Origin of the sequence: Morganella sp. EGD-HP17, from assembly GCF_000512315.2 — a bacterium.
GTDB lineage: Bacteria > Pseudomonadota > Gammaproteobacteria > Enterobacterales > Enterobacteriaceae > Morganella > Morganella morganii.
This window is the reverse complement of the sequence record NZ_AZRH01000002.1, coordinates 41,373-65,976: the sequence shown is the minus strand read 5'-3', so window position 1 is coordinate 65,976 and position 24,604 is coordinate 41,373. Positions and strand designations below refer to the sequence as shown.

26 protein-coding genes are annotated in these 24,604 nt (G+C 50.8%); 13 read left to right on the top strand and 13 right to left on the bottom strand.

The genetic code is table 11. The annotated features are described in order from the left end of the window. Positions 1 to 93 precede the first annotated feature (93 nt). The 6 genes from sfmF to X965_RS02740 form a co-directional block, all read right to left on the bottom strand. Complete coding sequence (gene sfmF / locus X965_RS02765; RefSeq protein WP_004235892.1) at positions 94 to 627, bottom strand: fimbria assembly protein; 534 nt, start codon at positions 625 to 627, stop codon at positions 94 to 96. 11 nt (positions 628 to 638) lie between these two features. Beyond that, positions 639 to 1,640: a fimbrial adhesin FimH gene (locus tag X965_RS02760; RefSeq protein WP_004235893.1), complete on the bottom strand. Its 1,002-nt coding sequence runs from the start codon at positions 1,638 to 1,640 to the stop codon at positions 639 to 641. Between the two features lie 7 nt (positions 1,641 to 1,647). Beyond that, the gene (gene fimD, locus X965_RS02755; RefSeq protein ID WP_036416967.1) at positions 1,648 to 4,236 is read right to left on the bottom strand and encodes an outer membrane usher protein FimD; all 2,589 of its coding nucleotides are present in this window, start codon (positions 4,234 to 4,236) and stop codon (positions 1,648 to 1,650) included. A gap of 43 nt (positions 4,237 to 4,279) precedes the next feature. Next, positions 4,280 to 4,975, bottom strand: a complete 696-nt coding sequence (locus X965_RS02750; RefSeq protein ID WP_370531216.1) for a fimbria/pilus periplasmic chaperone — start codon at positions 4,973 to 4,975, stop codon at positions 4,280 to 4,282. 205 nt (positions 4,976 to 5,180) lie between these two features. Next, positions 5,181 to 5,729, bottom strand: coding sequence for a type 1 fimbrial major subunit FimA (gene fimA, locus X965_RS02745; RefSeq protein WP_032098450.1), 549 nt, complete (start codon positions 5,727 to 5,729; stop codon positions 5,181 to 5,183). 145 nt (positions 5,730 to 5,874) lie between these two features. After that, positions 5,875 to 6,111 (bottom strand): helix-turn-helix domain-containing protein, encoded by a 237-nt coding sequence (locus X965_RS02740; RefSeq protein WP_004241835.1) that lies wholly within the window; start codon positions 6,109 to 6,111, stop codon positions 5,875 to 5,877. Between the two features lie 1,037 nt (positions 6,112 to 7,148). On the opposite strand from X965_RS02740, the gene X965_RS02730 reads away from it, so the two are divergent. Then, entirely contained in the window at positions 7,149 to 7,331 is a 183-nt protein-coding gene (locus X965_RS02730) for a hypothetical protein (protein WP_004238550.1), read from the top strand. On the opposite strand, the gene X965_RS02725 is transcribed toward X965_RS02730, so the two are convergent. Next, positions 7,326 to 8,240, bottom strand: a complete 915-nt coding sequence (locus X965_RS02725) for an effector binding domain-containing protein (RefSeq protein WP_036416961.1) — start codon at positions 8,238 to 8,240, stop codon at positions 7,326 to 7,328. The genes X965_RS02730 and X965_RS02725 overlap by 6 nt on opposite strands. A gap of 345 nt (positions 8,241 to 8,585) precedes the next feature. Between X965_RS02725 and X965_RS02720 the strand changes: the two genes are divergently transcribed. Continuing rightward, on the top strand, positions 8,586 to 10,145 hold the full coding sequence (locus tag X965_RS02720; RefSeq protein ID WP_015422589.1) for a methyl-accepting chemotaxis protein: 1,560 nt from the start codon (positions 8,586 to 8,588) through the stop codon (positions 10,143 to 10,145). Positions 10,146 to 10,151: 6 nt separating this feature from the next. On the opposite strand, the gene X965_RS02715 is transcribed toward X965_RS02720, so the two are convergent. Continuing rightward, complete coding sequence (locus X965_RS02715; RefSeq protein ID WP_004238546.1) at positions 10,152 to 10,520, bottom strand: MerR family transcriptional regulator; 369 nt, start codon at positions 10,518 to 10,520, stop codon at positions 10,152 to 10,154. A gap of 71 nt (positions 10,521 to 10,591) precedes the next feature. On the opposite strand from X965_RS02715, the gene X965_RS02710 reads away from it, so the two are divergent. The 6 genes from X965_RS02710 (at position 10,592) to X965_RS02685 (ending at position 16,955) form a co-directional block, all read left to right on the top strand. Then, on the top strand, positions 10,592 to 11,380 hold the full coding sequence (locus X965_RS02710) for an SDR family oxidoreductase (protein ID WP_036416959.1): 789 nt from the start codon (positions 10,592 to 10,594) through the stop codon (positions 11,378 to 11,380). Positions 11,381 to 11,471: 91 nt separating this feature from the next. Then, a complete protein-coding gene (locus X965_RS02705) occupies positions 11,472 to 12,005 on the top strand; it encodes a GNAT family N-acetyltransferase (protein WP_015422590.1) in 534 nt (177 codons plus the stop codon). 113 nt (positions 12,006 to 12,118) lie between these two features. Continuing rightward, the gene (gene speC, locus X965_RS02700; protein ID WP_004238543.1) at positions 12,119 to 14,293 is read left to right on the top strand and encodes an ornithine decarboxylase; all 2,175 of its coding nucleotides are present in this window, start codon (positions 12,119 to 12,121) and stop codon (positions 14,291 to 14,293) included. Further along, positions 14,290 to 14,850 (top strand): hypothetical protein, encoded by a 561-nt coding sequence (locus X965_RS02695; protein ID WP_004238542.1) that lies wholly within the window; start codon positions 14,290 to 14,292, stop codon positions 14,848 to 14,850. Before speC ends, X965_RS02695 begins: the two co-directional genes overlap by 4 nt. 113 nt (positions 14,851 to 14,963) lie before the next feature. After that, complete coding sequence (locus X965_RS02690; RefSeq protein WP_036416957.1) at positions 14,964 to 15,977, top strand: nitrilase family protein; 1,014 nt, start codon at positions 14,964 to 14,966, stop codon at positions 15,975 to 15,977. 60 nt (positions 15,978 to 16,037) lie between these two features. Beyond that, entirely contained in the window at positions 16,038 to 16,955 is a 918-nt protein-coding gene (locus X965_RS02685; protein ID WP_015422592.1) for a LysR family transcriptional regulator, read from the top strand. A 153-nt stretch (positions 16,956 to 17,108) separates the two neighbouring features. On the opposite strand, the gene X965_RS02680 is transcribed toward X965_RS02685, so the two are convergent. Continuing rightward, positions 17,109 to 18,011 (bottom strand): LysR substrate-binding domain-containing protein, encoded by a 903-nt coding sequence (locus tag X965_RS02680; RefSeq protein WP_015422593.1) that lies wholly within the window; start codon positions 18,009 to 18,011, stop codon positions 17,109 to 17,111. Positions 18,012 to 18,109: 98 nt separating this feature from the next. Between X965_RS02680 and X965_RS02675 the strand changes: the two genes are divergently transcribed. Then, positions 18,110 to 19,024, top strand: coding sequence for a DMT family transporter (locus tag X965_RS02675; protein ID WP_036416955.1), 915 nt, complete (start codon positions 18,110 to 18,112; stop codon positions 19,022 to 19,024). Between the two features lie 18 nt (positions 19,025 to 19,042). On the opposite strand, the gene X965_RS02670 is transcribed toward X965_RS02675, so the two are convergent. Further along, complete coding sequence (locus X965_RS02670; protein WP_036417147.1) at positions 19,043 to 19,579, bottom strand: DMT family transporter; 537 nt, start codon at positions 19,577 to 19,579, stop codon at positions 19,043 to 19,045. Between the two features lie 118 nt (positions 19,580 to 19,697). Here X965_RS02670 and X965_RS02665 point away from each other — a divergent pair, with 118 nt between their 5' ends. Beyond that, entirely contained in the window at positions 19,698 to 20,567 is an 870-nt protein-coding gene (locus X965_RS02665; RefSeq protein WP_225310103.1) for a LysR family transcriptional regulator, read from the top strand. Positions 20,568 to 20,570: 3 nt separating this feature from the next. Here X965_RS02665 and X965_RS02660 read toward each other — a convergent pair whose 3' ends face one another. Continuing rightward, the gene (locus X965_RS02660) at positions 20,571 to 21,011 is read right to left on the bottom strand and encodes a hypothetical protein (RefSeq protein WP_004238535.1); all 441 of its coding nucleotides are present in this window, start codon (positions 21,009 to 21,011) and stop codon (positions 20,571 to 20,573) included. 244 nt (positions 21,012 to 21,255) lie between these two features. Between X965_RS02660 and X965_RS02655 the strand changes: the two genes are divergently transcribed. Then, positions 21,256 to 21,600: a DMT family protein gene (locus X965_RS02655; RefSeq protein WP_036416952.1), complete on the top strand. Its 345-nt coding sequence runs from the start codon at positions 21,256 to 21,258 to the stop codon at positions 21,598 to 21,600. A gap of 142 nt (positions 21,601 to 21,742) precedes the next feature. Beyond that, positions 21,743 to 22,174 (top strand): carboxymuconolactone decarboxylase family protein, encoded by a 432-nt coding sequence (locus X965_RS02650; RefSeq protein ID WP_032098440.1) that lies wholly within the window; start codon positions 21,743 to 21,745, stop codon positions 22,172 to 22,174. A 27-nt stretch (positions 22,175 to 22,201) separates the two neighbouring features. Here X965_RS02650 and X965_RS02645 read toward each other — a convergent pair whose 3' ends face one another. Beyond that, positions 22,202 to 22,648, bottom strand: coding sequence for a VOC family protein (locus X965_RS02645; protein WP_032098439.1), 447 nt, complete (start codon positions 22,646 to 22,648; stop codon positions 22,202 to 22,204). A gap of 35 nt (positions 22,649 to 22,683) precedes the next feature. Further along, positions 22,684 to 23,115: a VOC family protein gene (locus X965_RS02640; protein WP_004238530.1), complete on the bottom strand. Its 432-nt coding sequence runs from the start codon at positions 23,113 to 23,115 to the stop codon at positions 22,684 to 22,686. 326 nt (positions 23,116 to 23,441) lie between these two features. Between X965_RS02640 and X965_RS02635 the strand changes: the two genes are divergently transcribed. Beyond that, positions 23,442 to 24,599, top strand: coding sequence for a double-cubane-cluster-containing anaerobic reductase (locus X965_RS02635; protein WP_036416949.1), 1,158 nt, complete (start codon positions 23,442 to 23,444; stop codon positions 24,597 to 24,599). Positions 24,600 to 24,604 lie beyond the last annotated feature (5 nt).

Genomic DNA, 24,604 nt, shown 5'->3' with positions numbered 1-24,604 from the left:
TATTTTAGATGCAACTTCAGGGGAAACAGCACGATTTACCCGCTGACAGCCGGGGGCTGTCAGCAGGGCAGACGCCGGGAAAGAGGGCTATGATTAATCGTAGGTAATCATAAAAGTGGCATCTGCGTCAGCGATGCCGGGGGTCGGGCGGTTTCCGGTGGCGATATAGTTGGCATAAAATTGTGCCTGACCGTTGCCGTTAATATCCATAGCAATTTTCGGGCTTTTGGTTTCCACCGGCAGCCGGTTTTTCTGACTGTCGAGGATCTCTACCGCTACAGAGCCCGCGGCGCTTGCCCCTTCATTTATCGCCAGCAGTGAGCTGTCCTGTTTATCTTTCTTACCGCTGAAGACAAAGGTGACGGCAGAAGAAGGCGGACAGTTCTGTAACTGAAAACTGAACGGCATGGATTGTGTTTTATCACCGGCGGCGCGGAAATTTTTCAGTGCCCAGCGCCCCAGTTCGACTTTTTTATTTGCCTGGGAAACTTCGACCCCGCAACTGTAAGCGACAATTTCACCGGACAACTCAATATTGACCCGGCCGAGTTCATAGGCGGCGGCTGAATGGATCAGCAGACTGCCGCAAAGCAGGGGGAGCAGAGTCTGTTTAATGTGTTTCTTCATTGCCGTGCCTGTTATTCGTAGTCAACGCGTAAATAACCGCGGGATTGGAAAACACCTTCTTTCGGTTTATTACCGGTCACACTGACGGGCCAGGCGGTAATTGCTGTCCGGGCAGAACCGGCGCCGTCGAGCTGGAACGGAATAACACTGCCGATATTATTCGGGGTTAATGCATTACCGTTCTGATCACCGACAATAAAACCGACATCCGGGTTATCGGAGACAATCATATTGCCGTTAACTTTTTCCGCTTCGATACGCAATGTCAGATAGGCTTTCGCTTCCACGTTGGTACACTGAATCGCGATATTTTCGAGTTTTTTATTCACCGTAGCGGGCTTATTACCGGCACCGGCCTGGCTGAATAATTGTGAACCGATTTTACCGAAGTTAATCACCACAATATCATTAACCCCGACTTTGCATTGCTGCGGTACATTAATAATGCCGCTGTAACTGATGGTATAAACCGGCGTGCTCAGCGGGTCAGTATTTGCCGTCGTGACATAGACGGTAAATAAGGTCTTTTTCGGGATCACCACCTGGTCAACGAAACGGCGGGTGACTTTCAGGCGGAAGGTAAAATTACTGTCCATAATGCCGAACGGTTTTCCCTTGGTCACGTTCGGGTGTGTGCCCATCAGAACATAGTCCTGCGGCGGGTAAAATGTACCGGCAGAGCTGTCGGTAATACTCATCGCCCCCCGCAGATAATCATTCAGCTGGAGGTATTTATAGGATCCTTCCGTTTCCACCACCGGCATATTGGCGACATAGCTGCGCATTGTCCGGTTATTGCCGGAGTGGACAGGGCATATTCCCTCAACCCGTTCGCTGAAGTTTTTGGTTAACACTTTTACCTGACCCACCTGGTTATTGGCGGAGGTAAAGCTGTCGGTCAGATCGTAAAAGACCTCACTGGTTCCGCCCGCCGCATTACTGCATACCACAGCCAGCGCCGGAAGAGGTAAAAATGCCATTAATAACGGGATTGCGTATCTCTTTTTCATCATTAACTCTCTATTTACATTCAAGCGCGGTCCGCAGTAACGGCCCTTTGATTTCCTGACGGGTAAAATCATAATCCGCGGTGCACTGGTCACCCGGCTGATTCCCCCACTGCACCAGTAATTTCCCGGTCAGCGGCAGGCCGGTTAAATACACACGTCCGTCATCATCGGCAATACTGCTGATCTGAGAGCCGGTTTCCTGCACCATACTGCCGAAGCGGATCGGTTTGCCGTTGTGGGTCAGCGAGAGCAGCGCCCGGATCCCGATACTGGTATCAAACGTGGCGCGGGCAACAGCCCCGCTGATCGGTACCACGTTCTGCACATTATTTTTAATTTCCGTATTGTCATTAAATGAATCCGGATTCAGGGCAATACGGTTGTTACGGTATGCCGAGGCATAAGGAATAATGGCGTAACCGCGCCAGTCCGTTTTCACCCCGGTGTAGTTTTCCACCGCCACACCGGCGGCACCCGGTGCTTTGACCAGCACGGTGGTGTCATTGATTGACTGGCCGAATGTCAATCCGTTTTCATGCAGCAGCACTGCGCCGGAGGCCCGGTAGTTCAGCTGATTCTGATCCGGGTCGTAGTTATAGCTGATCCCGAAATCGCCGTAAGTGCCCTGATAATCCAGGCCCGCTGAGCCGTTATAACCCTGCTGGCTGACATGCCCCTGTGAGACGGAATAGCTCAGGTTTCTGTCTTCCAGCAGTGTGCCGTTCACGCCAACGCGGTAAGCCTCGCGGCCGCCGGAGTTATTGGTGGCGGAGAAGGTGGCATACGCGTTATTAAAGGCATCATTACTGCGCGCATTACGCGACGAGAATGAGGAGAACGGTACGGACACATTCACCGACAGCATGTTATCGCGCTCTTTTAGTTCCAGCGCTTTGGTGGTACTCAGGGAAACGGAGTAATTTATCCCGTTCCAGCTGTTGGAATACCCGGCCTGATACCATTCATCTTTACCGCTGCGGTTCCAGTAAGATTGCTGGTTACCGGATATATAGAGCGAGCCGTACTGGTCAAATGATTGCGAGATATTGACCTGGAAGCGCCCTTTTTTGTTATAAAGCAGGTTGTGATAATTAATAATGATCGGCTTGCCGTCATCGCCATCCTCGCCGTCCGGGGCATATTCATAGCCGGACATCTGCTTATACGCGACATCGTTTAAGGTATAGAAGCCCTTGGTGGAATAGCGGTAACCCAATAACTGGAACGTGGTCCCGGTGGTGTTCAGGGATTTCGCGTACAGGAAACGGAAGGACTGCCCGCTGTGATTCGAGCCGTCCGCCAGTTCACTGTTTGCATGGGTGACATCGAAGGAGAAGGCACCAAAGCGGCCGATATTCTGACCGACACCCACCAGTACAGATTTATATTTGTCTGCCAGCTGTGTCCCGGTATACACGGAGATATCCCGTGTCAGACCGGCGAGCAGGGTCGCCTGGACAAACTTCGGTTTATCCTGGTTGCTGTTACCGCTGCGGAATTCCCCGGCCATCACATCATATTTCACACGGCCTTCACGCTGGAGCACCGGTAGTGTGGAGTAGGGAACAATATACTGCTGCTGAGTGCCGTCTTTCTCCTCGACGGTGACCTGTAAGTCACCACTGGAGGTGGCCGGGTTTAAGTCATTTATGACAAACGGGCCCGGCGGGACATAGACCTGATAAATCACATAGCCGTTCTGGCGGATAACCACTTTGGCATCCGTTTTTGCCATACCGCGCACGGTCGGGGCATAGCCCTGCTGGCTGTCCGGATACATATTATCGACAGAAAACAGCCGCACACCACGGAACCCGGCAGAATCAAAGACACTGCCGTCCGAGTTGCCGTCACCGATAACCAGCTGGCTTTTCAGGGCAATAATCGGCCGCTGAACATAGTTCATCAGGCTGCGCCACTGGCTGTTACTGGTGTTTTTACTTTTGTTGTAATTCCAGGAGCTTGACTGACGGAACTGCCACGCACCAAGGTTAAACCCCGAGTTCAGGTTCACGTAGTAGCTGCTGGTATTATCCGAGTTGTTATTCCCGGACGCGAAATAGTTCATAAACAGTGCCGGAATACCGGATTCCCATCTGTCCGGCGGAATATAGCCGCGGGCCTGCCCGGAAAGACTGGCCTGAGGGAAACTGAGCATCAGCCGCTGTTTCTGAAAATCAAAGTGATATTCTGAACCGGGAATTTTTTCGGTAAACGGGAAGCACTGTTTATCCTGCTCTGTTAATTCCTCCGGACGGGCGATATTTACCCCGAAACCGATAATGGTCTCCGCACTGAAGCAGGGGAATAAATAAGGCTCACCCTCTTTATTTTTCAGTTCGGTAAAGGTGATTTCAGAGGAGGAAACAAAGTCATTATTAACAGACAGTTCAACCAGGTAAGTACCGGGCGGCTGATAGCCGCCCGATTCAAAGCGGGATAAATCAGAGACATCCGCGTCAGACAGGTCATCGGTTAAAAACGCGGCGTTAAAGGAAGGTTTCGCACCGGCGGTTCCCGCAGGGAAAAAACACGTCACCGCGGCAAGCACAGCAAAATAAACCGGCGTATGTGTGAAAACCTTTTTGATGTTACTCATTTCACCCTGTTCCCTGCATGACAACAATAAAATAATGAATGTCTTAATTCAGATTCACTTCGCGCTGTTTGCGCAGTCCGCCGTAATCATTAATTGTCTGATAAGTCAGTTTACGGCCGTTTTTACCGGCAATCTGATGGGTACTGAATGGCGCGACCATGACATTCTCAAGCGGACGCCCGTCTAAAATAATATTGACGAAAGTGGTGTAATACGGCGTCGGGTTATCAATCGTAATCGTGCCGCTTTTCTGCGTGATGGTAATTTTTTCTGCCGCATCTTCTGTCTGGATCGGTAAATTTACCGGTCTGACGAACAATTTAATCCGTGACAAAATAGCCAGCTGGAGCACGTTTTTTCCTTCCAGTGATTCTTTATCCACGGACGGAATCGCTTTTACGTTCAGCCAGAAAACAGACTCGCGGTCTTTCGGTAAATCCTGAGCCAGGTTAACAATCCGCAGAATATTTTCGCTGGCAGGCTCCATCACAAATAATGGCGGCGTGATAACAAAATCTTTCTCTTTGCCATTGTCGTTATCAACCCATGAGTTGATCAGAAAACGTTCTTTCGGGCTGTGGTTAATCACAGACAGTGATGTTTGTTTTGCATCCTGAGGATAAATGACCCGGGTTGCACCCAGTGCAATTCCTGAGTTCTGATTTGACGCTGAATAAGCAAACCCTGACATCAGTGTGAAAAACAATATCAATGCACTATTTTTAAAATAATCAGAAATCACAAAAGTACCTCTTAATATTCTCTGTCAGAAATAACGCATAGAGTATGGTATTTCATTTTTCGGGGTGGCTTATAATACAGAAGGTGATATATAAAACTCTCTCCGCTCCCTGTTACAGGCACAATCCGTCGTCAGAATTAAGAAAAATAATTCTGTGCAGAGAGAGTTTTTATTTATTTAATTAATTACGTTCGGTAATTGATTATTCGTATTTAACAACGAAAGTTGCATCAGCATTTGCCTGACCCGGGGTAGTTGCGCCTTTGGCAACATAACGGGCAGTGAAATCTAATACGTTAGTACCTTGGATTAAGGTTTTAGTTGCTGAGAAATCAGCACCGCTTGGAGATAATACTTTAGATGCGGTATCACTGATCTGAATACCGACGTTCTGTGCAGCCGGTGCGTTAGTCCCGGAGTTAACCGCTAATAAGGTAGCGTCGCCGGTCATGCTCTGGCCTGAGAATGCAACAGCAGCAGTGGTTGCCACAGCCGGATCACAGTCAACCAGTTTGATTTTGAACGGAACCGGAGTAGACATGTCACCGGAAGCTGCTAATTTAGCAGTACGGTACTGACCTAATTCCACAGTCTGGTTGCTGCTTTCAGTGCTGACTGCACATGCTGCGTTAACAAGTTCCCCGGTAAAATGAACTGTACCGCCGTTTACGATTACCGGATCTGCTGCTGATGCAGCAGCGGAGAATAATAAAGCGGATACAACAGATGCACCAATAATATTTAATTTCATAATACTGAATTCCTAAAAAATAAACGCCATCTTCAAATTTTACTATCTCAACAGAATAGTAAACCACTACATCTGAAGAGGTTAATCTTCAGATACAATTTGAGTGTTGTGTGTATCAGAAATGAAAAAACGTAAAATTCTAAAATTAAAACATATAATCCCGGCTGTTGTTAAGATCACCAAACAGCTTTACAAAAGGCACTTCCAGAACAAGTGAAATAGTAAACAGCATATCAAGCGGAATATTGCATTCCCCGCGCTCATAGCGTGAAACCTGCTGCTGACTTAATTTTAATTTGTCACCTAATTCTGAACCGGATAATCCCTGTTCTTTTCTGTGTGCTCTGATTTGTTCTCCAACAATTTTATTTATATTCATCATGAGTCGTACTCAAAAATTACCGGGTTTCTTATGGGAATAATATGCAAGGTATTCTGAATAACTAATCAGATAATACAGACCCGAATTCCGTCATAATTAAATATGGCAGGAAAAGCGTGGTTGCATTTCGGGATTAAGTATTAGCGCTTACACAGGCTAAGTAAAGTTAGTTATAACGATCAAAGGCCAATTATTGATTGATAAAAACTATCAATAATGATTTTTTGATCGTTGTAATCTTTTTTATATGTTAACAATTTTTACGGTTATCAAAAAAATATGTTTTTATTTTCCACTGATTTTGTAATTTATTGATAAATAAGTAAATAAAATTACCATTACATTTATATTTCTTTTGTAAGTGAAGATTGCCTTCATTTACTATGCATGGCTACTATTTTTACATATATGTGTTTTTAATCCATTGATTTATAAAGTATAAAAAATAAATAAAAAATTTAATCAATAATTCATTTTTTTGATAAAATATCAATAATACGTGTATATCAAAAATAAAATAATGTAAAAACACAATTTATCGTTATTTTGTTATTATTTATTGTTTTGTTTTTAAAATAAAGTCATCATTTGCACTAAAAATGTGTCGTGATGGGTAAAATTATAAATTTCTGTGTTTTTTTAAACATAAATTATACACAATAAAAACATATATTTCATAATGTAAAATTATAAAAATCATTATACTTCATGATGTTATATCGGTTTAAATACAAAACATCTGAAATATTACAAATTATTACCACAATATGCCTGTTCACAAGTTTAAAGCGTAAATGCAAATTAACACATATTATGAGTAATTACAGGCCGAATAGTAATTTATCCGATAAAAAAGACAGAATGTATCGCAGTGTGAAAAAAAATCATATCAATCATTATGTTGTGATGTGCATTGCCGGAGGGCTACAGGTTATTATCGGCGGTTATCCGGAAGACTTTAGATTTTTCGGTGGTTACGCTATAAAAGCAGAGGGGCGGAATGCCGTCATTTTTCATTCTGAGAAGGGAGAGAACCTATGATACCGGACTACACAGAAAGCAATTTTGCCGGTATTGAGCACGGTGACGGGATTTCGGTGATCCGTTTTTATGCACCCTGTTGTGAGCCGTGCCGCCGGAGTGAACAGGAGTTTGCCCGTATTTCCGGGCCGCCGCCGGCTTCTGTCTTCACACAAGCCGTACATAATGCGTTGTTATAGCATGACCGGGATGTAGTAATTAATCTCTTCCACATACTGCAGGCCGTTGGCAATAAACTCATCATGCCGCTCTGCGGGCAGCAGTTTATAGTGTTCAATATCCGGGCCCCGTCTGCGCAGCAGGTTCATTTCTGCCAGCGTACCGGAATAGGCGGCATGAATAATATTGTTGTAATCAGCGGGCAGATTTTTCAGCATAGCCGGATCAATGGTAATTCTGAGATAATGCCCGCCCGGTAAGGTCACCGGAGAAAGTGAAGCGCGGCGGATGCTGTCCGCTGATAATACGGACGGAATAACCGCTGTGGTATAGGCATAACTGATATCATCTGCGGTTGATTCATACGGGGCATGTATGGCATACAAATCCGCCGGAATAATATCCACTTCCTTAAAAAACTTCTCCCAGAATTCACGCCGGAATTTCCGGTTTTCAGTCTGCCAGTCAGACAGATGTTTCCGGTGATAATGATGAGAGCCCGCTAACGATATTTCAGGTAATTCGGTCAGTTCAGACTGAAACGGAATCAGGTTTTCCGCCTGTAACGGAAAACAAAAGCCGTTGCTGTCCCAGCCTGCTTTTTTGCGGTAGGCGGAAGGAGTGGTATTAAACTGGGATTTAAAGGCGCGGCAGAATGTCTGCTGTGAATCGAAGCGGTATTTCACGGAAATATCGAGAATACTGCTGCGGGTGATCCGCAATGCCTTCGCTGCGCAGGATAAGCGCCGGGCACGGATATATTTTCCGATCACGACACCGGTGTGCTCTTTAAATAAGCGCTGTAAATGCCATTTGGAATAACCCGCCCGTGCGGCAATGATATCCAGTGATAAATCAGATTCCAGATTTTGCTCAATCCACAACACCAGACTCTGAATAATACTTCCGCGAAGCCCGTCTATGTTCATTCTTTTTATTACCGGTAAAGAGTGTTATCGCTCGGTTATCGTGCGATACAAAAGTTAACCTTTTAATATTAAATGAATTTACCTTTTATATCCGCAAGGAGTGTAAATATCTGTATGTAGTGTGCAGTAGTTTGTATTTTTTTATCAGGAATTGTCTGTTTTTGTGTGAATTTGAGACATACAGACAGAAAAATATCTTGATCCACCGAAAAACGTGCAGCTATTAACCTGAAAAACAACAAAATTTTAAAAAATCACAAAAAATTATAACTTTTGAATTTTCTGCCGATAACAGTATCCGTATGGCCCTGCCAGATCATTTTATCGCCCCTTAAAGGAAACTGTATGCAGTTACTTCGAAACTTATCCATCCGGTTCGTCATGCTGTCGATACTCGGTATTTTGTGTCTGACACTCGGATGTGTCAGTTTTTACAGTGACTGGTCACTGTCGAGAGTGTCTGACGGCAATGCGACCGATCGTCAGCTAGTCCGGCAGCTGACGGTACTGAATCAGGGAAATGACCAGTATTTCCGGTTTATTTCCCGGCTGAACCGCGAAATGCAGAAAAAAGCGGAAGGGGAAGAACCGGATTTAAAACCGTCTGCGGAAGCGATGGAGAATATGGGGCTGCACCTGGCGGAGATGAAACGGATTTCCCCGGGACCGATGGATGTACAGATGTCAGAAAAGGTGATTGCCCGCTGGCAGGCACTCTATGATGAGGGGGTTAAAATCCAGATGCAGCTGGCGGAGCAGGGGGATCAGGCGGGTTACCGTAAGCAGTCCCATGATGTCACACCGCAGCTGAGCAAAGAATTTGGTGCTGCCAGCCTTGAATTTACACAGGTGGCGGAGACGCGGATCGAACAGACCCGTACCCTGGTGGACGGCCTGATGACCACCACACGGATTGTGATTATCAGCGGCACACTGTTTGGTCTGCTGATCCTGATTTTTGCTGACCGCTATCTGGTGAAGATGATGCAGCGCCCGCTGAACAATGTCCGTCAGCATTTCCGCCGTATTGCCGGGGGGGACCTCAGCCAGCCGGTGGAAAGTGACGCAGCCGGGCGTAACTGTGTCGGTAAATTGTTCCCGCTGCTCAGTGAGATGCAGGACAGTCTGCGGGATGCGGTCAGTTCTATCCGTGAAGGCAGTGATACCCTGCGCGACAGTGCTTCTGAGATTGCGCGCGGCAATACGGATCTCTCCTCGCGTACCGAACAGCAGGCAGCGGCGCTGGAAGAGACAGCGGCGAGTATGGAAGAGATCACCGCGACAGTGAAACTGAATGCGGATCATGCGCATCATGCCAGCGAACTGGCGGAAGTAACGTCCTCAACGGCACATCAGGGCCATGAGATGATCGCTGCGGTTATCCGCACAATGGACGAAATTTCCGAGAGTTCACGCAAAATTGCTGAAATCACCAATGTGATTAACAGTATCGCTTTCCAGACTAACATTCTGGCGCTGAATGCCTCGATAGAAGCGGCGCGGGCCGGTGTCCACGGACGCGGCTTTATGGTGGTGGCCGGTGAGGTGCGGACACTGGCCAGCAACAGTGCGGATGCCGCCAAAGAGATTGAACGGCTGATAGCCAATGCGGTGTCCCGTGTTGATCAGGGCATTAAACTGGTCGCCGGCGGCGGGGAAACGATGGAGGAGATTGTCCGTGCCTCCGGTGAAGTCACGGAGATCATGAAAGAAATTGCCATTGCGTCAGAGGAGCAAACCAAAGGGATCTTACAGGTCGGCACTGCAATCACCCAGATGGACACTGTGACCCAGCAGAATGCCTCGCTGGTCAGCAATGTCTCTGAAACCGCCGCCGGGCTGGAATTACAGACACAGGCGCTGCAGAACTCCGTACAGAAATTCCGCCTCAGTGCTGCGGACTGACGCGGCTCAGATTGCTGCCGTGGCCAGTAAATCGCGGTAGTAATCTATCTTTCGTTCCAGGTGCTGAAAATGATCATTCAGCACCGCTATCTGCTGTTGTAATTCCCCGCTGTGTGCCAGCAGTAAATCCATACGCGCCTGTGCCGTTTCCTCTCCCTGAGCCCGTAAATCCGCATAATGTCTGATGGATTTCAGCGGCATGCCGGTTTCTTTCAGTCGGGTGATAAACGTCACCCACTCCGCATCACGGGCGGAATAACAACGGTGATTATTTGCCCGGCGCTGCGGGATCAAAATGCCTTCTTTTTCATAAAACCGCAGGGTATGGATACTGAAACCGGTTAAGGCAGAAAACTCACTGATGGAATAATGCATGCAAGAAACCTCTTGACCTCGAGTGAACTCTATCTTTTACGCTCAGCGGACTAATGTCAAAGGAGGTTTGTATGAACAATCAGAATTATGTGGTGATCACCGGTGCCAGCGCCGGTATCGGGCGGGCAATCGCGGCTGCTTTCGCACGCCGGGGTAATAATGTGGTGCTGGTGGCACGGCGTGAGGATGCATTACTGACACTGAAGGCGGAGCTGATGCAGCAGAACCCGGACATCATGGTTGAAATCCGCGTGTGTGATTTGTCCGTGCCCGGCAATGCGGCGGCGCTGTATCACTCGTTGTCTTCATTGAATATTATTGCGTGGATTAATAATGCCGGTTTCGGCTATTACGGTACGGTGGCAGAGCAGCCGGTGGCGGAAGCGGAGAAGATGCTTGCCCTCAATGTGAATGCCCTGATGGTGTTGTCGGCGCTGTATGTGCAGGATTATCAGCATACGGAAGGTGCGCAACTGATCAATATCAGTTCGGCGGGCGGCTATACGATTGTTCCCTCTGCGGTGACTTACTGCGCCACGAAGTTTTTTGTCAGTGCGTATACAGAAGGGCTGGCGCGTGAGCTTATCCGCAACGGGGCAAAATTGCGGGCAAAAGTACTGGCACCGGCAGCCACACAGACGGAATTGGGTCAGGTGGCGAATAATACCGATTCTTATGATTATGACCGGGCTTTCGGGCGTTATCATACCAGTGACGAAATGGCCGCGTTTGCGCTTGAACTGTATGACGCGGACAGTATCACCGGCATGATTGACCGCGATGATTTCCGTTTTCAACTGGCGGATACCCGGTTCCCGCATGCAGAAAACAGCCGGTCAAATCAGAAAGTGACTCCATAAGATTCTGCGGGTGCTGCCGGGATGATTGCTGTCACCCGGCGTTACTGATAATGTGAGGTAATTCTCATTTTTCAGGTTGGAAACCTTTTTTATGCTGCAATTACTTCCGGTTACCTCACCGGCTGATCCGGTACTTGATGATATTCGTCCGCTGTATGAATCCGCTTTTCCGCTGCATGAACAGCGCACGCGGGCAGGGCGGGAAAAACTGTTTTCTCAGCCGGGCTATTATCTGTATCAGATAAGGGATAATGACCGCTTTGCCGGATTTACCGGCTGCTGGCAGATGGGTTCCCTGTTTTATATTGAGCACATTGCTATTGCGCCGCAGATGCGCGGCAGCGGAGTCGGGCAACGGGCGTTGTCACTGTTTTGTCAGGAAAAACAACGGGTTGTTCTGGAGATTGATCCGCTGACGGATGAGGTGGCGCAACGCCGTCTGCGTTTTTATCAGCACTGTGGTTTTGCTGTTAATGACTATATTCATCATCACCCGGCTTACCGCCCGGAATTTCCGCCGCATGAGCTGGTGATCCTGAGTTATCCGCAGGTTATTAATCCGGAAGAATATCAGCAATTTAAGCACTTTCTTATCCATCACATTATGCCGGAAAATCTGTTGTAGCGCCCGGCTCACCGCATGTTATGATGACCGCTTTTCCGGCGGTCTGCCTGCCGGTTCCCGTACCGTACTCTGCTGACACCTGTTGTCAGCGGAGATGACTTTGCAGGGTTGTCATGAACAAGAAAAAATGTGCGGTCAGTGAGCTGCTCAGCGGCATGCCGGATCTCCCGTTTGAAACGGTTTCTCTCAGTGAGTGTGATTTCACGGCGGTGTCTGTGTGTCTGGTGGCACCGGCAGATACCGGCAACGGCCAGCTGGCGCGGATCCGGCAACAGGGCTTCGGCCAGCCGGTTTTTATGGTGCTCAGCGGCGGTGACGCAGAGGCGCTGCCGGATGGTATCAGCGGAGTTATCGATCTCTGCCGCGATGACAGCCGTACGGTCGGTGACACACTTCTGCGTGCGGCACAATCCTGTGAAGAGAGTCTGCTGCCGCCGTTTTTCGGGCGGATGAAACATTATACCGCGCAGCAGAATATCTCCTTTGCCTGTCCCGGCCATCAGGGCGGGGAGTTTTTCCGCCGTCATCCCGCCGGGCAGCAGTTTACCGACTATTTCGGCGATGCATTGTTCCGGGCTGATCTCTGCAATGCAGATACCGCGCTGGGGGATCTTCTGATCCACGAAGGGGCGGCGCTGGCCGCGCAACAGCATGCCGCGAAAGTCTTTCATGCTGATAAGACCTGGTTTGTGCTCAACGGCACGTCGTCATCCAACAAAGTGGTGCTGAATGCTCTGCTGACACCGGGTGATCTGGTGTTATTCGATCGTAATAACCACAAATCCAACCATCACGGTGCACTGATCCAGGCCGGTGCCACACCGGTTTATCTGGAGGCGGCACGTAACCCGTTCGGTTTTATCGGCGGCATTGACGCACACTGTTTTGATGAGGATTACCTGCGGGCACTGGCGGCGGAAGCCGCACCGGAAAAAGCGGGCGACAAACGTCCGTTCCGGCTGGCGGTGATCCAGCTGGGGACGTATGACGGCACGGTGTATAACGCCCGTCAGGTGGTGGACAGCATCGGCCCGCTGTGTGATTACATTTTGTTTGATTCCGCGTGGGTCGGCTATGAGCAGTTTATCCCGGTGATGCAGATGTGTTCACCGATGCTGCTGGAACTGAATGAAAACGACCCCGGCATTCTGGTAACGCAATCTGTTCACAAACAGATGGCCGGGTTCTCTCAGGCGTCTCAGATCCACAAAAAAGATAAACATATCAAAGGTCAGGCGCGTTATGTCTCTTTCCGGCAGATGAATAACGCTTTTATGATGCATGCCTCCACCAGCCCGTTTTATCCGCTGTTTGCCGCACTGGATGTGAACGCGAAAATGCATGAGGGCGAACCCGGACGGCGTCTGTGGGCGGAATGTGTCAGAACGGGGATTGAAGCCCGTAAACTGCTGCTGCGGACGTGTCAGCATATCCGTCCCTTTATCCCCGCTACCGTGGACGGTCGTCCGTGGGAAGAGGCGGAAACCGGTGTTATCGCCGCAGACCGGCGTTTTTTCAATTTTGTACCGGGCGAGCGCTGGCACGGTTTTGAGGGTTATGCGGACGATCAGTATTTTGTCGATCCCTGCAAATTATTGCTGACCACCCCCGGGGTGGATGTCAGCAGTGGAGAGTATGAGGATTTTGGCGTTCCGGCGACGATTCTGGCGTATTATCTGCGTGAAAATCAGATTATCGCGGAAAAATGTGACCTGAATTCCATCCTGTTTTTACTGACTCCGGCAGAAACGCCGGAAAAAATGCAGCGGCTGATCCGGCAGATTGCCCGGTTTGAGCAGCTGCTGGACAGCGATGCGGCACTGGAAATCGTCCTGCCGTCACTGTGCCGCACGTATCCGGCGCGTTATGCGGGATATACACTGCGGCAGTTGTGTCAGGAAATGCACAATCTGTTTGTGAAACATAATGTTAAACAGCGCCAGAAAGAGATGTTCCGCCGCCGCTGTTTTCCTGCAGTACGGATGTCGCCGAAAGCGGCACATACTGAATTTGTCCGCGGCAATACAGAGCGGGTGGCGGTGTCAGAGATAGCCGGACGTATCGCGGCGGAAGGGGCTCTGCCGTATCCGCCGGGTGTTTTGTGTGTGGTGCCGGGGGAAGTCTGGGAAGCCCCGGTTCAGCGCTATTTCCTCGCGCTGGAAGAGACTGCCGACCGCTTTCCGGGCTTCGCACCGGAATTGCAGGGGGCGTATATTGAGCAGGATGACAGCGGACACCAGCGTGTGTATGCCTGCGTTATCCGTCATCAGCAGGGAGAAGGACAATGACAGCAGAACAGTTTCATCAGCGTATATGGGAAATTCTGGAAGATCTCAACAGCGACTATTTTCAGGTGGTCGCCGCCCCCGCACCGGAGCCGCAGGCTGTCGCAGCAGCAGAGGCACTGACCGGCGTGCCGGTACCGGCGTATTACTCTGCATTCTGTCAGCGCACCAACGGTCTGTGCGTGATGGCCCGGGAGGAGTTCTGGCCGGAAGCGGAACTCTATTCTGTGGGACCGGCATGGACGTTCTGGCGCGGTGTGGTATTGCTCGGATTCGATAGCCCCGATCTGCCGGAGTGGGCATCCGTCACGGCGGCCTGTGAGCGGCTGGCTGATTACGAAGTTACCGGTGTGCTGCCGCTGATGAAAGTAGTCGGTGACGGCAATATTATCTGGGGCCTGGATAAATCCGGCACTCCGGTTGAGGTGGCGGAAGGTGAAATTACCCGGCTGCCGGCGGACTTTACCGTATGCTATGAGGAACAAATCCGCGGTCTGGCAGAGCGTCAGTCAGAGATGATGGAGCGGATTGCGGAGCAGAAACGCCCGGCAGCTGAATAAATCCTCACTTTCCATTCCTGTTGGTTATCGGACGAATCAGATAACTCATTATACGGACTCTCTGTGCTGTGGTGTGATAGGGGCAGAGAGTCCATTCTGATGAGGAAATGATGATGCCTGTTAACACACCCTCCGCACTGCGGGTCGCCACTGTGCAGTTTCAGCACCGCCCCGGCGACAAAGAATACAATCTTGCCTGTATTGATAAGTTTATTGAGCGCGCCCGCACGGAGCAGGTGCAGATTCTTGTGCTGCCGGAAATGTGCATCACCGGCTACTGGCATGTGACAAAACTGCCGGATGAGGATGTCCGCGCACTCAGCGAGCCGCTGGCGGACAGCCCGTCACTGCGGCATCTCTGCGCCCGCGCCCGGGAAACCGGTATGATTATCGGGGCGGGGCTGATTGAAGACGGCGGTGACGGCCATTGCTATAACACCTATGTGGCCTGTATGCCGGATGGCACTTATCATGCGCACCGCAAACTGCATGCCTTTGAGCATCCGGTTATCCGCAGCGGTAATCAATACACCGTATTTGATACACCGTGGGGTGTGAAAGCGGCCATTCTTATCTGCTGGGACAACAATCTGGTGGAAAACCCGCGTGCCTGCGCGCTGATGGGTGCTGATATCATTCTGGCTCCGCACCAGACCGGCGGCACCTGTTCACGCAGCCCGTACGGAATGAAACCGGTTCCGCTGACACTGTGGAAAGAACGGGATAAACATCCGGAAGCGTTACGTGCGGCTTTTCAGGGAGAGCACGGGCGCGGCTGGCTGATGCGCTGGCTGCCGGCAAGGGCGCATGATAACGGGGTATTTTATCTGTTCAGTAACGGTGTGGGGCAGGATGATGATGAAGTCCGCACCGGTAATGCCATGGTGATTGATCCTTACGGGCGGATTGTGGCGGAAAGTCAGGCTGTTGAGGATGACATGGTGGTGGCTGATCTCGACCTGACACTGCTGCCGCTGTCCACCGGGCGGCGCTGGATAACCGGCCGCCGTCCGGAGCTGTATCAGATCCTGACACAGCGTCAGGGTTATGAACGGGATGCGCGGACAGTCCGGTTTGCGGAAGACGCTGTGGTGGTCGCTCCGGCGGAACCCCGGCTGAAAGGATGATTGCCCGGTGATGCCGGTCAGGTTATGCTCATGACCGGCATCTCAGACAGGATAATCAGCATGGATCTGCGTTTACTGCGGGCATTTGTGACTCTGGCCGGTTGCGGACATTATCATGAGGCGGCATCCGTCCTTTGCATTACCCAGCCCGCACTGACCAAACAGATAAAACTGCTGGAGAACAGGCTCGGGCTGACACTGTTTGTGCGCGGACGACACGGTGCTCAACTGACGGCGGAGGGCGCTGAATTATTACCGGCAGCCACGGCGCTGGTGACACAGAGCCGGGAGTTTATGCATCATGCGGCGCGACTGAGCCGTCAGTTACCGGCGCGGCTGAATGTCGGGTTCGGTATTTCGGCATTTAAAGAAGCGGCTGAATTTGTCAGCCGGCTGCAAAGAACGCTGCCGGATGTGCAGGTGTCTCTGGATGATTTCCCCTCTCAGGTGATGACTGAAAAATTACTTTCCGGTGAACTGGATATCGCCTTTATGCGCCTGCCGCTGCCGGAAAATACGGTTCACTGCCCGGAAGCTGTAGCCTTTAAGCAGGAAACATTATCTCTCGCGGTACCGGCCGGAACTGTAGTGCAGCCCGGTCAGGAATTGTCACTGATCACCCGCAATCCGCTGCTGACATTGCATGAAAACCGGGGCGCGGGGCTGTATCACCAGATAACGGCATTTCTGGATGCTAATCATGTTACCCCGCAGGCGGTGCACTACAGCAGTGATATCCGGACACTGATTGCCCTGGTGGCGGCCGGTGCCGGTGTCGCTCTCCTGCCCGGCGAAGCCGGTGATCCGGGGCATCCGGATGTCACGTTTTACCCGCTGACTGACTTTGCACAGGCATCCTGGAAGATGGGTATGGTCTGGCGGCGTGAGTTACCGCTTCTCTGGCGGCAGCAGTGGCGCGAGTGGCTGACAGTAAAAGATCACCCGTTCGGTTTCAGTAAACCCGGGAGCCCGGTGTAACCGCTGCGACGCGGTGTTATCCGGTGAGGTATCGGAGGCCGGTTCGCGGCAGCCGTTGACATAATCTGTCCGCACAGAGGCTTCCGCAAACGCGGCGGTTTGCCCGTCTGCGGTGCAGAGGAAAAAGGCACACAGTGACAGATTCTGGTTCTATTATGTATTCTCCGCTGTGTGAGCAAATGCATGACAAAACCAGTCACTGACGGCGCTGATCATCGCCTGATCGGCACTGTGGCGGTTATGCAGCAGATAAAATCCTTTGCCGGAATGCAGTGTCAGTTCCGGAAACAAAGGAATAAGGGTCTGTTGTGCCAGCTCGTGTTCCAGCAGGAAATCATTGGCAATCAGAATACCCTGCTGATGCACCGCCGCATCAATCGCCAGTAAGAACTGATCAAAATGCAGCCCGGCGGTAAACGGTGTGCCGCCGGACGCTATCCCGGCATAGTGTTCCAGCCAGCTGTCCCAGTAAGGATAGAGTGTGGTGTGCAGCAGTACCGCATTTTTCAGATCTGCCGGGCTGTGAAGTGACAGCCGCGTGGCATAAGCGGGATGACAAAACAGACGGCAGGGCGCGTCAGATAACAGTACCCGCGCCGGTTGCGTGCGGGATAAATCAGTATAGCGGACAGCCAGATCCACATTGTCTTTTTCCAACGAAACCAGCGCTGCGGTGGCATTCAGATGCAGATCCAGTCCCGGAAAAGTGCGGACAAAATCACTCATCCTGGGGGAGAACCATTTGGAGGCCAGCCCGGGCGGCATGGACAGAGTCAGGGTATGGCGTGCCGCATAGCGGATTGTCTCACCGGCGGCGCGGATCTGTTCCAGCGCGGGCTGAATTAAGCGATAGTATTTCTGTCCTGTCTCTGTCACCGTCAGTTTGCGGATCTCACGCAGAAACAACATCACGCCCAGCTCATCCTCCAGCTTTTTTATCTGCTGACTGACCGCACCCGGTGTGACATGCAGGAATTCTGCCGCTCTGATAAAGCTGCCGAGCCGGACGCTGGCTTCAAAGGCCAGCAGGGCTTTCATTGGCGGATAACGGTTCATGAAATAGTTTTTCTCTTTCATAAGGTAATTTAAATCGGTTGTAGCACAGCCCCGGATTCAGAACAATAGCCCCATCAGAAAAAAGGGGTAGCAATAGTATGAACAGTAAAACGGCAGCAGCCTTCGCGTTCCTCGGCATTATCTGGGGAACGAACTTTATTTTTATGCGCCAGGCAAGTGAGTGGATTTCGCCGGTACAGATTGTATTTCTGCGGGTATTATGCGGCTTTGTACCGATTGCGGTGATGGCGTGGATGCAGAAAGCAGTGCGCCGCGAGCACCTGAAATACACCGGACATTTCCTTGTGATGGCGCTTCTGGCCACGGTGATTTATTACTGGGCGTTTGCTTCCGGCACCTCATTACTGCTCTCCGGCGTCTCCGGTGTGCTCAGCGGGGCAATTCCGCTGTTCTCGTTTATTGTCGCGGCGATTTTTCTGCGGCAGGAAAAAATCACGGTAATGCGTCTGTGCGGGCTGATGCTCGGCTTTGCCGGGGTGATTCTGATCGCCAAGCCGTGGCAGGTCAGCGGGGAGAGTATCAGTCTCGCCGGGGTGGGTTATATGATCCTGGGATCACTGAGTGTGGGGATTTCCTTTGTGTATGCCAAAAAATTCCTTGCGGATAAACAGATTGCCCCGCTGGCGCTGACCACCTATCAGATTGGCCTTGCGCTGCTGATCCTTGCCTGCATCACACCGTTTACCGGCATCACCGCAATTGCGCAGGACAGCACCGCCAGCCTCGGGCTGATTATCGGGCTGGGATTGCTCGGTACCGGGGTGGCGTATCTGACGTATTACTATCTGATCCTGAATCTGGGGGCTGTAGTGGCTTCATCCGTGACCTACATCCCGCCGGTGGTGGCACTGATTGTCGGGTTCCTCGCCGCCAATGAGCAGCTTGGCGTGACAGAGATTCTGTCGATGGTGCTGATTATGAGTGGTGTCTTCTTATTACAGCGTCCTTCGCGCCGCCCGGAAGCGGAGAAGGAAGCTGAAGCTGTGCAGTAATATTCCGGGAAACCAAACCTATCTTTTTATTGTCTGTTCGATTTGAGTTGCATTTCCTGCCCCGCTGTCAGTATCGCGGGGCTTTTTTTCACCCGCAAACTGCATCACCAGCACACCCGCCACCACCAGGCCGATACCGGCGAGTTTGGCTATCTGAACCGGTTGTTTCGGCATTCCGAACAGACCGAAGTGTTCAATCAGCGCGGAAATCACCAGCTGACCGGCAATCACCATCACGAAAAAGGTAATTCCGCCGATTTTCGGTACCAGGATCAGAGCGGAGGTCAGATACAGCATTCCGGCTATCCCGCCGAGCCAGATCCAGAACGGCTGATGCAGTAAATCTGCGCTCAGCACCGGTTTCGGAACTTTAAATATTAATAATAACGGTGCTAAAACAATAATACTGATTAATAATGATACAAGACTGGCCCATAACGGATGACCCAGATGGCGTGCTAACACGGCATTGCTGACCGCTTGCACCGGTACTATGGCACCGGCAAAAAAAGCACAAACAATCAAAGCAATAGCGGATAATGATAAGGTTGACATAGTGGCCTCCCTGGTTAACGTTTTATTAACATCAATCATAGGTGATCCCCGGCAGAACCGGAAATGATCAATTTTATAGGGCACTATTCGTATCATGAATAATATAAAGAAATTAGATTTGAATCAGCTGGTTACCCTGCATGCACTGCTGCGTGAACGCCATGTCAGCCGGGCTGCCGTGTCTCTGCACCGTAGTCAGCCTGCTGTCAGCCACACACTGAACCAACTGCGGGATTTATTTCAGGATCCGCTGCTTATCCGCAGACAGGGCCGTTATCATCTGTCCGGTAAGGCAGAAGCACTGTATGCGCCGCTGACGCAGGCACTGAGCCAGCTCGATGACCTGATCGCACAGCAGGATTTCCGGCCGGAAAATTGCACGCGGCGGTTTAATATCGCCATGTCCGATTACGGGGCGGCGATTTTCAGCGGAAAACTGATCCGTTATCTGCGGACTGCCGCGCCGCAGGTCGATTTGCAAATCTGGCAGGGCAGCCGCGAGGAGATGCAGGGAAAATTACAGGAAGGCAGTCTCGATCTGGCCTTCGGGGTATTTACAGCCACAGATTACACTCTCCGCACAAAAACGGTTTTTACGGACACCATGGTCAGTGTTGCGGATAAACAATACTGCACCAACGGCACGATGCCGATGGCGGACTGGCTCTCGCACCCGCATATCCTGGCGAGCATGAAGCCGTATGAAGCCAATGAGATTGACCGGCAGTTACAGCTGCTCAATTACCGGCGGCGCATTGCGGTCTCTGTTCCTTACTGGCAGATTGCCTCGCAGTTACCGGAAGGCACTGATCTGATCCTGACGGTGGCGCAGCGGGCGCTGCCGGATATACTCAGCCCGTCATTACAGGTATTTACGCCGCCGCTGACTATCGCGCCGCTCAGTTTTCAGATGTTATGGCACCAGCGCAGTGAAGGGGATGCGGCACTCGGCTGGCTGCGGGAAGTGGTGATGCGGGTGTGTGACTGATGCTCAGTGTGTTGTCCGGCGGCAGTTTTGCAGTTCCAGCAGAAATGAGCCGTTATTACCGCCGGTGCGTTTATTTAAGCCGAAAACAAAGCGCCGCTGTGACGGTGTGAAATAAGCGAGTCCGCTGAAGGTACCGGCATAAATCAGGGTATCTTCGCCGATCTCCTGTAAATCCTGCTTTGACATGGTGGCAAACTGTTTAATCGGTGTCAGTGCCGGGGAATGATAGGGGGACGGTTGCGTATCCAGCACCGTAAAGCGGTCATTATGAAACAGAACGACGGATTCACGCTGTTTATCCGGAAAATAAAAATCGCGCATTGCGCCCTGTTTTCGCTGATAACTGGCGGATGAAATCTCACATTTGTAATAGCCGTTCAGTGACCCTCCGGCGGCATAACCGGATAAAGAGACAAAAAATAATAAGAAAGTTAATAAACGCATAAACAGGATAGTTGTTTTTACAAATATTAAGTGTAATAGGATGCGGTTATCCGCACAATCAGTTCAGTACAATCTTCCGGAAATCAGCAGAAAGAATAAAGGGCTGAATACGCGTATAATGCAAATTTTATAAGTACATAGCGGGAAAGTTTGTTTCCGTAACTATCATCCTGATCATATATCCGTTTATCAGAGATCGGCGTAAAATAGCGGCTGATATTATTTTTTACTGACGGATCCCCCTATGCTGGCGAAGTTTCTCCCGATTTTTCTGCTTGTTCTCTCCAATATTTTTATGATGTTTGCCTGGTACGGACACCTGAAGTTTGTTGGTAAGCCCCTTATTGCGGTGATTTTTTTCAGCTGGCTGATTGCGCTGGCGGAATATTGTCTGGCGGTGCCGGCCAACCGGATCGGTCATCAGTACTACAGTGCCGCCGAGCTGAAAACTATGCAGGAAGTGATCACTCTGTGTGTCTTTATGGTATTTTCTGTCGCTTATCTGGGTGAAAGCATCACGCTGAATCACCTTATCGGCTTCGGATTTATTGCCGCCGGGGCTTTCTTTATTTTTAAAGGACCGTTTTAACCGCCACCACACAATGACGATAACGATACTGTGAATTTATCCATAATATAGCGGGGTGACTGGTTATATCACCAGGGATTATTGCCGGGTATAGCGCCCGGTTTCCGGGATACTTTTTCACTCTGATCAAGGCAGGTCTGTTATGTCATCACTACGTTTATCTTATCCGAAACTCAGTCCGGCAGCGTATGCGGGGCTGATTGCCTGTAAAAATGCACTGGAAAGCAGCGCGTTATCCCCTGAACTGGTTGAGCTGGTGTATCTGCGGGTATCCCAGATTAACGGCTGCGCATTCTGTCTGGAAATGCACACGGCGGCACTGCGCAAGCGGGGGATGGTTCAGGAGAAACTTGACGCACTGGCGGGCTGGCGCGTGAGTGAACGTTTCAGTGATCGCGAGCGGGCGGCGCTGGAATGGACGGAAGCTGTCACACAGTTATCGGCTCAGAATACTGATGAGGCAACCTGGCAGCGTGTGAAGGCACATTTTTCTGATGCGGAAATGAGTGATCTGACAATCGCGGCAGGGCTGATGAATGCCTTCAACCGGATTGCTGTCAGTCTGCGTCAGTAGCGGATCACAGCAAGCCGGCACCGGCGGTTATTCGCCGGTGTTATCCCGCAGCCACGGAGTGATAGTCAGCCCGACAAGTAAACCTTCCGGGCTGAGCAGACGGGTGACGGACTGTCCCCACGGCTCGGTTCTGTTTGCCACCAGCAGCGGGTAGCCCTGTGACTGTAAAAATTCCGTGGCCGCTGCCAGGTCGCGCACTTCAAACTCGACCCATGCCTGCGGCTCCGGATGTGACGACGGCCAGCTGTCCTGTCCGAAACAGGAGACAGCGGCGTGGCTGAGCGGCCAGAGCGCGAAGTGTTTCACACCGTGCAGGCTGTGATCTGCGGTCAGGTAATCAGGCACGCCTTCAGATTCACTGAGCGGCAGGCCGACAGTATCCGCAAAGAAGTGTTTGCTGCGGGCGGGGTCGCGGGTCACCGGACCAAAACCGGCGACAAACAGCACACCGGGAACGGCTGGGTAATCAGACATAGCAGTGTCTCCGTAAGATAAGGGTTTATCCCATCTTACACATTAATCTGCCCGGGTGCCGGAAATATCATCTCTTCATACGGTGCTTCACGGCAGGCATCCAGCCGCTGCTGTATCCCGCCGGAATGTGCCTCAAGCTGATGCCCGTCCGGGTCAAGAAAATAGACGGAATCACCTTCACTGCGGTTACGTTTCCAGAGTGTTATCTGATGAGCGGCGAGAAGTGAGCGGAAAGCCGGGAACTGTTCGGGAGGAAGGGTGAAAGCGTAGTGGGTATAACCCTGATGAATAGGCCGGTGAATGATTTCCGGGTCTGCCGATAAACAGATCCACAACTCGCCGCAGGTCAGGTAAGCGCCGTATTTCCAGCGGGTATGCAACGTCATTTTCAGAATGTCCCGGTAAAAATGCAGGCTGCGATCCAAATCGGCGACCGCCAGGGTCAGATGATTCATTCCTGTTAACATATATCCTCCGTCAGCATCCGGCTGTTATAAACAGCACGTCTGAGTCAGGTGAAAGGAAGCCGTATCAGTGGTTGTACGGTGGGGGGTTATCATCATCAGGAAGCTCTCAGGGTAAAATATCAGTCAGGTTTATGATTACCCTGAAGCTTACTGACTGACAACGCAGGGTGCCAGATAATTCCGTTGCCGGGCGTTGTGATTTAAGATCACGTTAATTTAGTCCCGTCAGGGATATTCACCCTGAATATGATTTACCTCAATTATCCTTATTATTAATAGGTCTACTCTGGCGCCACACTTTAATAATGATAATGGTAGGTCTACTTATGTCATTAGTCACACAACTTCCGTCGATCTTTTCTGATTTCTCCGATGCCCGCCAACAGGGCTTTCTCACTGTAATGGAACTGAAAGAGCAGGGTGTCCCGCTGGTGGGAACCTATTGCACTTTTATGCCGCAGGAGATTGCTATGGCCGCCGGTGCAGCGGTTGTCTCCCTCTGTTCAACCAGTGATGAAACCATTGAAGAAGCGGAAAAAACCTTACCCCGCAACTTATGTCCTCTGATCAAAAGCAGCTACGGATTCGGTAAAACCGATAAATGCCCCTACTTCTATTTTTCTGACATCGTGGTCGGTGAAACCACCTGCGACGGCAAAAAGAAAATGTATGAATATATGGCGGAATTTAAACCTGTCCATGTGATGCAACTGCCGAATAACAGTGAAAGTGCGGAATCTGTCGCGCTCTGGCGCTCGGAAATCATCCGTTTTCAGAAACGGCTGGAAGCGCAGTTCGGCTGTGAAATTACAGAACAGGGGATCCGCGATGCAATTGATTTACGCAACCGCGAACGCCGCGCATTAACCGAATTTTACCGCCTCGGGCAGCTCAATCCGCCAGCCATGACCGGCCGTGAGATCCTCAGTGTGGTCTATGGTGCTACTTTCAAATTTGATAAACGCGCTCTGATCGGTGAGCTGGAAACGCTGACCGCCAAAGTGCGTGCGGAATATGCTGCCGGTAAACGGCTGGATCCGCGTCCGCGCATTCTGATCACCGGCTGCCCGATTGGCGGGGCGGCGGAAAAAGTGGTGCGGATTATCGAAGAGAACGGCGGCTGGGTGGTCGGTTATGAAAACTGCACAGGCGCGAAAGCCACTGAACAGTGTGTGGATGAAAATCCGCAGGCCGATGTTTATGATGCCCTGACCGAAAAATACCTTGCTATCGGTTGCTCCTGTATTTCACCGAACACACAGCGTCTGAATATGCTCAGTGAGATGGTGCAGGACTATCAGGTGGACGGGGTGATTGATGTGATCCTCCAGGCCTGTCACACCTATGCGGTGGAATCGCTGCTGATAAACCGGCATATCCGTGAAAAACACGATATTCCGGATATGGCGATTGAGACAGATTATTCCACCTCTGACACCGGTCAGCTTGCTACCCGCATTGCCGCCTTTATTGAGATGTTATAAGGAGG

Bases quoted from the DNA above. Each gene is read 5' to 3' on its own strand.
- sfmF (WP_004235892.1), bottom strand. From the start codon at position 627: ATGAAGAAACACATTAAACAGACTCTGCTCCCCCTGCTTTGCGGCAGT.
- X965_RS02760 (WP_004235893.1), bottom strand. From the start codon at position 1,640: ATGATGAAAAAGAGATACGCAATCCCGTTATTAATGGCATTTTTACCT.
- fimD (WP_036416967.1), bottom strand. From the start codon at position 4,236: ATGAGTAACATCAAAAAGGTTTTCACACATACGCCGGTTTATTTTGCT.
- fimA (WP_032098450.1), bottom strand. From the start codon at position 5,729: ATGAAATTAAATATTATTGGTGCATCTGTTGTATCCGCTTTATTATTC.
- X965_RS02740 (WP_004241835.1), bottom strand. From the start codon at position 6,111: ATGATGAATATAAATAAAATTGTTGGAGAACAAATCAGAGCACACAGA.
- X965_RS02730 (WP_004238550.1), top strand. From the start codon at position 7,149: ATGATACCGGACTACACAGAAAGCAATTTTGCCGGTATTGAGCACGGT.
- X965_RS02725 (WP_036416961.1), bottom strand. From the start codon at position 8,240: ATGAACATAGACGGGCTTCGCGGAAGTATTATTCAGAGTCTGGTGTTG.
- X965_RS02720 (WP_015422589.1), top strand. From the start codon at position 8,586: ATGCAGTTACTTCGAAACTTATCCATCCGGTTCGTCATGCTGTCGATA.
- X965_RS02715 (WP_004238546.1), bottom strand. From the start codon at position 10,520: ATGCATTATTCCATCAGTGAGTTTTCTGCCTTAACCGGTTTCAGTATC.
- X965_RS02710 (WP_036416959.1), top strand. From the start codon at position 10,592: ATGAACAATCAGAATTATGTGGTGATCACCGGTGCCAGCGCCGGTATC.
- X965_RS02705 (WP_015422590.1), top strand. From the start codon at position 11,472: ATGCTGCAATTACTTCCGGTTACCTCACCGGCTGATCCGGTACTTGAT.
- speC (WP_004238543.1), top strand. From the start codon at position 12,119: ATGAACAAGAAAAAATGTGCGGTCAGTGAGCTGCTCAGCGGCATGCCG.
- X965_RS02695 (WP_004238542.1), top strand. From the start codon at position 14,290: ATGACAGCAGAACAGTTTCATCAGCGTATATGGGAAATTCTGGAAGAT.
- X965_RS02690 (WP_036416957.1), top strand. From the start codon at position 14,964: ATGCCTGTTAACACACCCTCCGCACTGCGGGTCGCCACTGTGCAGTTT.
- X965_RS02685 (WP_015422592.1), top strand. From the start codon at position 16,038: ATGGATCTGCGTTTACTGCGGGCATTTGTGACTCTGGCCGGTTGCGGA.
- X965_RS02680 (WP_015422593.1), bottom strand. From the start codon at position 18,011: ATGAACCGTTATCCGCCAATGAAAGCCCTGCTGGCCTTTGAAGCCAGC.
- X965_RS02675 (WP_036416955.1), top strand. From the start codon at position 18,110: ATGAACAGTAAAACGGCAGCAGCCTTCGCGTTCCTCGGCATTATCTGG.
- X965_RS02670 (WP_036417147.1), bottom strand. From the start codon at position 19,579: ATGTCAACCTTATCATTATCCGCTATTGCTTTGATTGTTTGTGCTTTT.
- X965_RS02660 (WP_004238535.1), bottom strand. From the start codon at position 21,011: ATGCGTTTATTAACTTTCTTATTATTTTTTGTCTCTTTATCCGGTTAT.
- X965_RS02655 (WP_036416952.1), top strand. From the start codon at position 21,256: ATGCTGGCGAAGTTTCTCCCGATTTTTCTGCTTGTTCTCTCCAATATT.
- X965_RS02650 (WP_032098440.1), top strand. From the start codon at position 21,743: ATGTCATCACTACGTTTATCTTATCCGAAACTCAGTCCGGCAGCGTAT.
- X965_RS02645 (WP_032098439.1), bottom strand. From the start codon at position 22,648: ATGTCTGATTACCCAGCCGTTCCCGGTGTGCTGTTTGTCGCCGGTTTT.
- X965_RS02640 (WP_004238530.1), bottom strand. From the start codon at position 23,115: ATGTTAACAGGAATGAATCATCTGACCCTGGCGGTCGCCGATTTGGAT.
- X965_RS02635 (WP_036416949.1), top strand. From the start codon at position 23,442: ATGTCATTAGTCACACAACTTCCGTCGATCTTTTCTGATTTCTCCGAT.